Origin of the sequence: Algoriphagus sp. A40, assembly GCF_002002735.1 — a bacterium.
Lineage (GTDB): Bacteria > Bacteroidota > Bacteroidia > Cytophagales > Cyclobacteriaceae > Algoriphagus.
In genome coordinates this window covers 42,313-50,306 of record NZ_MUNY01000064.1, presented here as the reverse complement: position 1 = coordinate 50,306, position 7,994 = coordinate 42,313, and the positions used below count along the sequence as shown (strand labels likewise).

The 7,994-nt window shown below is 43.4% G+C and carries 9 protein-coding genes; 5 read left to right on the top strand and 4 right to left on the bottom strand.

The window, feature by feature from the left end:
- Positions 1-362 precede the first annotated feature (362 nt).
- The 4 genes from B0E43_RS16715 to B0E43_RS16700 all read right to left on the bottom strand — a co-directional run bounded on the left by B0E43_RS16715 (position 363) and on the right by B0E43_RS16700 (position 3,632).
- Entirely contained in the window at positions 363-704 is a 342-nt protein-coding gene (locus B0E43_RS16715; protein ID WP_077351860.1) for a zinc ribbon domain-containing protein YjdM, read from the bottom strand.
- 90 nt (positions 705-794) lie between these two features.
- Complete coding sequence (locus B0E43_RS16710) at positions 795-1,331, bottom strand: DUF4136 domain-containing protein (protein ID WP_077351858.1); 537 nt, start codon at positions 1,329-1,331, stop codon at positions 795-797.
- A gap of 130 nt (positions 1,332-1,461) precedes the next feature.
- The gene (locus tag B0E43_RS16705) at positions 1,462-2,085 is read right to left on the bottom strand and encodes a LysE family translocator (RefSeq protein WP_077351856.1); all 624 of its coding nucleotides are present in this window, start codon (positions 2,083-2,085) and stop codon (positions 1,462-1,464) included.
- Positions 2,082-3,632, bottom strand: a complete 1,551-nt coding sequence (locus B0E43_RS16700; protein WP_077351854.1) for a GH3 auxin-responsive promoter family protein — start codon at positions 3,630-3,632, stop codon at positions 2,082-2,084. Before B0E43_RS16700 ends, B0E43_RS16705 begins: the two co-directional genes overlap by 4 nt.
- A 49-nt stretch (positions 3,633-3,681) precedes the next feature.
- On the opposite strand from B0E43_RS16700, the gene B0E43_RS16695 reads away from it, so the two are divergent.
- From B0E43_RS16695 to B0E43_RS16675, 5 genes are all read left to right on the top strand, one after another.
- Complete coding sequence (locus B0E43_RS16695) at positions 3,682-4,350, top strand: YggS family pyridoxal phosphate-dependent enzyme (RefSeq protein WP_077351852.1); 669 nt, start codon at positions 3,682-3,684, stop codon at positions 4,348-4,350.
- A gap of 119 nt (positions 4,351-4,469) precedes the next feature.
- The gene (locus B0E43_RS16690) at positions 4,470-4,862 is read left to right on the top strand and encodes a DUF423 domain-containing protein (protein WP_077351850.1); all 393 of its coding nucleotides are present in this window, start codon (positions 4,470-4,472) and stop codon (positions 4,860-4,862) included.
- A 1-nt stretch (position 4,863) separates the two neighbouring features.
- Positions 4,864-6,162, top strand: a complete 1,299-nt coding sequence (locus tag B0E43_RS16685) for a D-alanyl-D-alanine carboxypeptidase (protein WP_139352800.1) — start codon at positions 4,864-4,866, stop codon at positions 6,160-6,162.
- 88 nt (positions 6,163-6,250) lie between these two features.
- A complete protein-coding gene (locus B0E43_RS16680) occupies positions 6,251-7,291 on the top strand; it encodes an LD-carboxypeptidase (protein WP_077351848.1) in 1,041 nt (346 codons plus the stop codon).
- A gap of 3 nt (positions 7,292-7,294) precedes the next feature.
- Positions 7,295-7,993 (top strand): SGNH/GDSL hydrolase family protein, encoded by a 699-nt coding sequence (locus B0E43_RS16675; RefSeq protein ID WP_254423447.1) that lies wholly within the window; start codon positions 7,295-7,297, stop codon positions 7,991-7,993.
- Position 7,994: the final 1 nt, after the last annotated feature.

Below are 7,994 nucleotides of genomic sequence, written 5' to 3'. Positions count from 1 at the left end.
CTTGCCACTTCCTTTCCTTCGATGCCGATATAAATGCTCCTGGAGCCTATATCGATTCCTGCTGAATGAAGATTGATCTTTTCCATCCGGATTAGTTTTAAATCCCAAACCCGTTGAACACCTGTAGGGCCAGGCTACCAATCGGACAAGTGAATCACTGTACCATTCTTTTGTACTCAGTTCAACGGAACCATACTCAGCGACAGGCAGGTGCACTATCACGAAGGCGGCCAAACTGTTTAGGAAAAGACTAAGTTAACCCCGTCATTTCCTTTTTGTATGTTCCCGGAATATTTAAGACTCAGGGTGACACGATTGTCAGGCTGAGCGGAGTCGAAGCCCAATCCGATTTTATCACAAAATCAGGCTTTTCTTACGAACTCAGATTTGAGCGCCATTGATCCAAAACCCTCGATTTTGCAATCAATGTTATGATCCCCTTCCACAAGTCGAATGCTCTTTACTTTGGTGCCGGCTTTGATCGATTTGGCCGCTCCTTTCACAGGCAGATCCTTGACGACAACTACTGAGTCACCATTGGCCAAAATATTCCCATTGGCATCTTTTACAACCAGTCCAGTTTCCACAACCGCGACTACTTCAGTGGGGTCCCATTCTAATCCACAATCCGGGCAAACCATCAGGTTGTCCATCTCATAGGTGTACTCGGATTTACATTTGGGGCAAGGGGCTAAATTTTCCATGAGACGAAGGTAAAAAGAATGTGCGCCAAACTTGCACCTAGCATTCTCTTCAGTTTACCTTTTCACGCTGACTTTTATCAATAAAGCAAATTACTCATTGATTGAAGTCAGTAATTGATGGAGTACAAGATCCATTTCATCAGAATCAAACTGATTACCACCTCCAAAAACCACTCCCGAACTGATGCCCATCCAGGCAATTTCATTCGTTTTGGTGTCCTGAATCAAAAATATCGCCTTCCCGATCATTCCTCGGTTCAACGCAAAATTACCTGGGCCACTACTAGGATAACTATTGCCAGAATTGCCTGCACTATAAAAAGGACCAGGAATAGAAGAAGTATAGGTTGGCCCTCCATTCTTAATGAAATCTCGGGAAACAATCACTCCCTGAATCAAAAAATCAGGATTTTCTGATGATTCTTCAAAACCATATTCGATCAGTTTGTCTCTGAAAGAAAGCTTAAGCCGTTCATTTCTTTTGTCAGAATAATCCTCTTCTACCATTTTAAAAGTCTGATATTCTTTCAGCATTTCTGAATTGGCGAGAGTGTCTACTCTAACAGTTTCTGAAACCTTGCAGGAACCCAAAATAAAAACCAGAGCGAGTAAAGAGAGAATTTTCATACAATCATTTTCAAAAGTGGTTAAGGAAAGATACGATTAGTTTTAAGGAAAGTTAACACCTAACCCACTAAAAATCTGGGCAATCTATATGAACTTGGTTTAAAAAGCCCAATCGGCAAAGGTTCGCACTTTAATTACTCCAAGTCATCCAGATCATCCTGGATCCAAAAAAAACCATCACCAATCCAACACTCTTATTCAAAAGCCACATCAACCTCGGAGTCATCAGAGAGGAAAGTTGTTTGGCAATAAAGGCTTTCAAAAGATCAATTAGAAACACGGTAACCAATATCCCTGCGTAATAATTGAAAACCTGACCAGAAGTCCAACCGGTCTTTAATGAAACCAAACTTGCAATCGATATCCAAAAAAGCAGTACAAATGGATTGACACCATTTACCCCAAATCCTTTGGCAAAGGCAGTTCTCTTTTTCTTTTTGGGGATTTTGATTTCGCCGGTTTTGGGTCTGCTGTTTTGTTTTTTAATCAATGAACTGATCCCAAATCCAATCAATATTGTGCCTCCGACGTAACCCAAAACCAATTCAAAATAGGTCGTATCGGCCAACAACTTGATCCCAAAAAATGTCAAAACTACATACAGGGAATCACTCAGGAGGATTCCCAAAGCGAACACAGCCGCATAGCGGAATCCATGCTCCATGCTGTTTTGGATCAGGGTGAAAAATACCGGGCCCACGATTGCAGAAAGCAATAGCCCCATACTTATTCCTTCCAGAAGTGCCTGAATCATTTAGAATGGCCGTTTTCTGAAATAAAGTTTAACCAATCTCCCGCTTTTTCTCCTTTTAAAACTCTAGGAAATTTATTCTGCCCACCTTCTTTTCCCAGGGATTTCAGCCAATCATAAAATACCGCCGTCGGCAATATTTCTACGATCACCTTTTTCAATGCATGCTTTCGCTCCACGGCATAGTCGTCATTGAGGGATTTTAAGTGAGCGTCCAGTTTTTCCTGCAATTTTTCAGGATCGACCTCATCATCAGATCCGATATACCAATGATGGGCAAACAGGTTTTTGTAGGGCACACCCAGAACGGTAAATTCTCTCACACAGATATTGAGGTCTTCTTCGGCGAGTTCAATGGCTTTATTCATATTGTCCACAGAGAGATGCTCTCCACAAAGACTAAGGAAATGCTTGGTACGGCCGGTGATGATGATTTCAGATTCCTCTTTAGAAACAAACCTGACCACATCGCCGATCAGGTACCGCCAGGCACCGGCACAGGTAGAGATGAGCAGCGCATAATCTTTCCCTTCCTCTATTTCATCGATTTTGAAGGTTTGGGCGCCCTTTTTCACATTTCCTTCCTCATCAAAATTCTCCTCTTTAAAGGGAATAAATTCATGGAAAATCCCATTGTTGAGCACCAAGCGCATGGATTTTCGATTTGGCAAAGCCTGAAAAGCCAAAAATCCTTCCGAGGCCAGATAGGTTTCGATATAGGTGAGCGGTTTTCCCAGAAGTTTTTCGAAGCCCTTTTTATAAGGTTCAAATGAAACTCCGCCATGGACGAAAATCTGCAGGTTGGGCCAGATCTCATGGATGTGCTTGACCTTGTACCGTTCAATGATTTTCTCCAACAAGATCTGCAGCCAAGCCGGCACACCGACTATAATCCCGATATCCCAATCCTTGGCTTTTTCCACGATCTGATCCAGCTTATCACCCCAATTGCGGTTTCGTGAGATTTTCTTTCCGGGTTTGTAAAACCGCTGAAACCAAATCGGCAACTTCCCGGCAGTAATCCCGCTTAGATCTCCGGAGAAATAGGTGCCGTTAAATTCCAAGTCTGTACTTCCCCCCAACATCAAAATTCCTTTAGTAAAAAGGGAGGCAGGCAAATCGTATTTCGAAAGGGTTAAAATCTGCCTCACTCCTGTGCGACGAATGGCCTTCACCATGGATTTGGTAATCGGAAGGTACTTCGAAGCTGCGCCTGAAGTACCGGAACTGAGCGCGAAATACTTTACAGCACCAGGCCAGGTGATATTGGACTTCCCTGCCAGCAGTTTTTTCCAAAATTCAGCATGGATTGAATCGTAGTCATAAATGGGCACCTGGCTTTTGTATCGCTCATAAAACTCACTGTCACCTTCACGAAAGGCTGTCAAAATTCCGTGGAAATCATATTTTTTTCCTATCTCAGTCTTTTCTGCCTTGAGCAGAAGTTTCTTCAATTGGGTCTTTTGAAGGTCTATCGGACTGGAATATTCCTGATCCAAACTCTCGCGCAGACGAATGCCTTTTTTTAGTAAAGTACTGATGATCGCCATATCTTTGTTTGTGCCGATTAGGGCAAAAGTGGAAGCCTAAAATTAGAAAATGGACATCAAAGCCAATCTTGACTCCGTAAAAAAATCATTTATAAATCCGGATTGCAAACTGGTCGCTGTCAGTAAAACCAAGCCGATCGAAGCTCTGAAAGCTGCCTATGCCGCCGGAATCCGCGATTTTGGGGAAAACAAAGTCCAGGAAATCCAAGCCAAACAACCCGAAATGCCAGCCGATACCCGCTGGCACATGATCGGTCACTTGCAGAGTAACAAGATCAAATACATTGCTCCCTTTGTTCACTTGATTCATGGAGTGGATTCTTTCAAACTTTTGAAAGAAATAGATAAGCAAGGAAAAAAGATTGACCGGATTATTCCTGTACTGATCCAAATTCACATCGCTGAGGAGGAAAGTAAATTCGGGTTTGACTGGGCCGAGCTGGATGAAATGATAGCTTCAAAGGAGTTTGGGGAGCTGACTCATGTGAAGGTAATTGGACTGATGGGAATGGCGACTTTCACTGAAAATCAGGATCAGGTACGAAAAGAATTCCGGGGTTTGAAGCAGATTTTCGAAGAATTGAAAAATCGAAATCTGCCTGAATTTGTAGATTTAAAAGAAATCTCCATGGGAATGAGCGGGGATTACCAGATCGCTCAGGAAGAAGGCAGCACAATGGTACGAATCGGATCGGCGATCTTTGGAAGCAGAAATTGATGTCGGATTTCGGGATTTCGGGATTTCGGATTTTGTCGCGAACTCAAACCCCAAATAGTTAATTTAAGGTTTAAAATCACCCAATAACTCGATAACACTTTACCAATAACCTTTAACCATTGAAACCAATAACTATCATCCAAACCGCCGCAATTTTTGGGATCCTTGCCGTGGGAATCGGAGCCTTCGGAGCCCATGGACTGAAACCTATGTTGGAAGCTTCTGGCAGATTGGAAACCTTCGAAACAGCTGTGAAGTACCATTTTTACCATTCATTGGCACTTTTTGGATTGGGGCTTTTGGCTATTCTCAAGCCAAACTGGAAAAAATTAAATTTGAGTTTTTGGGGATTTACTTTGGGAATTTTCATTTTCTCAGGCTCACTATATTTGCATTGCCTTACCGGAATTACTTGGCTGGGAGTGATTACGCCCATTGGTGGTGTGGCATTTATTCAAGGCTGGATGGCCTTATTTTGGGGCGGATTGATCGAAAAGAAAAGTGATATCTAGCATGAGGAATCACGTTTTTATTGTTTTCCTTTTTACTTTTTACTTTCATTCCCATTCTGCTTTCCCCCAACTCTCCCGAGATCAATTCATCAAGCTCGAATCCGCACTTGGTGACCAAAGTTTTTTCAGTGGACACTTGACAGGATTTATGTTATATGACCTGGATTCACAGCGGGTTTTGTTCGAAAAAAACAGTCAAATCCGGTTTATTCCTGCCTCCACGACGAAATATTGGACGCTTTTTGCCAGCCTACTTGTACTTCAGGACAGCACGCAAACGCTCAGATATGTCACTTCCGGGGACACCATTAAGATTTGGGGAAGCGGAGATCCCACCTGGAAGTACAAGGATTTTCAGCAACCTGACTTTCAAAAGCTCCTCTCTCCATATTCAGTGGTGGTCTTTTCGGATGCCAATCAGGTTTCCCCGACTTTCGGCTATGGCTGGCAGTGGGACGATTACTACTTCGATTATTCCGCAGAGCGAAGTTCCTTGCCGATTTATGGGAATTTAGTTCAGGTCAAAAAAAACGGCAACCGTCCTGAGGTCTTTCCTGCCCTTTTCCAATCCACCATCCGGACGACTGAAAGGCCCATCAAGGAACTGGAGCGGGATTTCCACAACAATACTTTTGCATACAATCCTGCCACTTTCCTAGGCAAAGAAGAATTTATCCCTTTCCTGACCAATCCTGACCTTTTTGTCCAACTAGCCTCCCGGGAGACTGGCAAAAAATGGATTTACTCCCAGGATAGTCTTCCTGAAAACCATCAGGTACTTCGGGGTTCTTCTCTTTTTTCCATCTTGAAGGAAATGATGCTCGAAAGCGATAATTTCTTGGCAGAGCAACTCCTATTCATGGTTTCAGACCGGCTTTTTGGGGAATTGGATACCGAACGGGCAATAGAATATATGCTAAAAACCCACCTTTCTGACCTCCCGGATCAGCCGAAATGGGTGGACGGAAGTGGACTAAGCCGCCACAATTTGTTTACCCCACGGTCTATGGTCGCGATTTTTGAAAAAATCTATCGAATCCTTCCAGAAGCGCAGCTTTCCGAGCTGCTTCCGACAGGAGGAAAAACCGGAACCCTCAAAAACAATTTTCAAGCTGCCCAGCCTTATATTTTTGCCAAAACCGGAACCATGAGCAACAACTACAGTCTGGTGGGGCTTCTCAAAACAAAAAGCGGAAAAACCTATTGCTTTGCCTTTATGAATTCCAACTATCCTTATGGCGCTTCTACTGTCCGAAAAGAAGTGGAAAAAGTAATGGTAATGGTCAGGGATATGCTTTGAAAGGATGGATAGCTTATGCTAGCTAGCAAGGCATTTACTTTATCACCTTCGGAAAAAAGGAAGTATTTTCAACCAAAATTCCCGCATTATGAACAAGCGCACTTTCATCAAATCTTTTGGATTGTTGGCCACCACTGCTCCGTTTCTCGGTTTTGACTTCAGGGAAATCGAAACTGCCACTTCAATTTTTCCCAAAGGAATCAAAAAAGGGGACACCGTCGGGATCATCAGCCCCTCAGCGGCAACGGCCGACCGGATGGAATTTACCTTTGCCAAGGAAGCTATGGAAGGATTGGGATTCAAAGTCAAATTGGGCGAAAACCTGAAAAACCGATTTGGGCACCTGGCTGGCACAGATGAAGAGCGTGCAGATGACCTCAATGCCATGTTTGCAGATCCGGAAGTGAAAGCAGTAATCTGTATCAGAGGAGGTTCGGGTGCTGCAAGGATTTTGCCTTTGATCGATTACCAATCAATCAAAAATAACCCCAAGCCATTGTTGGGTTATTCAGACATCACTGCGCTCCATTGTGCGATTTATAGCCAAACAGGTTTGATCACTTTTCATGGGCAAAATGGAACCGGCAGCTGGAACAGCTTTAATGTAAAACAGTTTGAAAAGGTCTTTTTTGAGAAAGCTCAAGTCACCTACAAAAACGAAATCAGCAAAGGGGACGACTTGGTGGCCAAAGGAAACCGTACTCAAACTCTCAAAGGCGGAACAGCAGATGGCAAAATTCTTGGTGGAAACCTGACTGTACTTTCAGCTTTATCAGGAACTCCATACTATCCTGATTTTCAAGACGCTATTTTATTTATCGAAGATGTGGGTGAAGATCCCTATCGCATTGACCGGATGATGAGTACACTTCAATTGAACGGAACTTTGGGCAAGATCAAAGGCTTTATTTTCGGGCAATGCTCCGAATGCAAACCGGGAGGAGGTTTTGGAGCTTTCACTGTAGATCAGATCATGGACCAGTATGTGTTGCCTCTTGGAATTCCCGCTTACACAGGTGCCATGATCGGCCACATTGCTAGGCAATTTATTGTTCCTGTGGGTGCCAAAGTTAAAATGGATGCCGATGCCGGGACGTTCAGTCTTCAAGAATCGATTTTTCAATCCTAAAATATGATGCTGTTTCCTTCAATTTTGACCTTGGGTGTAATGCTCAGTTTCTTTATGATTTCAGAAAAAGTTATGCCTGACCAAACCAAACCATTTACTTACCTCGCATTGGGAGACAGCTACACGATTGGGGAAGGTGTCGAAGAAAAAGACCGCTACCCTGTTCAGCTTGTTTCCGCTTTAAATGAAATCGAAGAAAACTCTTGGTCATCCCCTCAGATCATAGCAAAAACGGGCTGGACAGTAGATGAACTTGAAGTTGGAATCAACCAAAGCCTAACCGATGAACAGGGCTATGATTTGGTAACGCTTCTGATTGGCGTCAATAACCAATATAGAGGTAGGTCTATGGCAGATTTTGAAAAAGACTTTGAAGCCATGCTAAGGCGGGCGATAGATTTTGCCAGAGGGCAAAAGGATCATGTGGTGGTTCTTTCGATTCCGGATTGGGGCGTCACTCCTTTTGCCGTCACACGAAATACCGACAAGGCTAAAGTTGCCCTTGAAATCGATGCTTACAATTCAGCCAAAAAAGCGATTTGTGACAAATACCAAATCACCTTCATCGATATCACAGAAGACTATCGAGTCATCGGTGCCAAAACGGAAATGGTCGTGGAAGACCAGCTTCACCCATCCGCTCTGGTTTATTCGCGCTGGACCGAGAAGCTTCTGACTGAAGTTCAGAAAATAAAATTTTAAG

What these genes read in the sequence shown, in the direction of transcription:
- B0E43_RS16685 (WP_139352800.1), top strand. Translation starts at nt 4,864, where the DNA reads ATGAGGAATCACGTTTTTATTGTTTTCCTTTTTACTTTTTACTTTCAT.
- B0E43_RS16675 (WP_254423447.1), top strand. Translation starts at nt 7,295, where the DNA reads ATGATGCTGTTTCCTTCAATTTTGACCTTGGGTGTAATGCTCAGTTTC.
- B0E43_RS16715 (WP_077351860.1), bottom strand. Translation starts at nt 704, where the DNA reads ATGGAAAATTTAGCCCCTTGCCCCAAATGTAAATCCGAGTACACCTAT.
- B0E43_RS16710 (WP_077351858.1), bottom strand. Translation starts at nt 1,331, where the DNA reads ATGAAAATTCTCTCTTTACTCGCTCTGGTTTTTATTTTGGGTTCCTGC.
- B0E43_RS16695 (WP_077351852.1), top strand. Translation starts at nt 3,682, where the DNA reads ATGGACATCAAAGCCAATCTTGACTCCGTAAAAAAATCATTTATAAAT.
- B0E43_RS16700 (WP_077351854.1), bottom strand. Translation starts at nt 3,632, where the DNA reads ATGGCGATCATCAGTACTTTACTAAAAAAAGGCATTCGTCTGCGCGAG.
- B0E43_RS16680 (WP_077351848.1), top strand. Translation starts at nt 6,251, where the DNA reads ATGAACAAGCGCACTTTCATCAAATCTTTTGGATTGTTGGCCACCACT.
- B0E43_RS16705 (WP_077351856.1), bottom strand. Translation starts at nt 2,085, where the DNA reads ATGATTCAGGCACTTCTGGAAGGAATAAGTATGGGGCTATTGCTTTCT.